At 50.6% G+C, this 589-nt stretch carries 1 protein-coding gene; it reads left to right on the forward strand.

The features are described 5' to 3' along the window. Window positions 1–14: 14 nt before the first annotated feature. The coding region (locus tag A3750_RS04920; protein ID WP_197474905.1) for an efflux RND transporter permease subunit at window positions 15–589 on the forward strand (575 nt) is incomplete at its 3' end.

Below are 589 nucleotides of genomic sequence, written 5' to 3' on the forward strand. Positions count from 1 at the left end.
CAAGGCAGCACCAAATGACCATGGATAACGGTAAACATCGTGAGGATTTACTAGGTCGGTTCGCCAAACACCGAGTAGCCGCGAACCTGCTCATGTTGATTATCCTCATTGCTGGTGCAGTTTCGCTCACTCGGTTGAATACACAGTTTCTGCCTACCTTCGAACCAGACTACATTACAGTGCGCGTCATCTGGCCGGGGGCGAGTGCCGAAGATGTTGCGCGCTCGATTGTCACGCCTCTCGAGCAAGAGCTACGCTCACTCGACTACGTGAAAGAAATGAAATCGACGTCGTATCAAAGCAGCGCCGTGATCAGCCTTGAATACGACGAAGGCACAGATATGGGCCTTGCACTTGATCAAGTAAAAGAACACGTGTCACTCGTGCGCAACCTGCCGTCGGACTCAGAAGAGCCGGAGATTTCTAAGGTTGTTCTCAATGAAGATGTTGCCACATTAATACTTTCTGCAGATGCACCTCTCAGCGAATTGCGGGGCATAGCCTACGATTTCGAACGAGACCTGTTAGCTCGCGGAATTTCGAAGGTAGACCTGATCGGCGTACCTGAACAAGAAATTGCGATCCAAGT

This window comes from Oleiphilus sp. HI0079, from assembly GCF_001635105.1.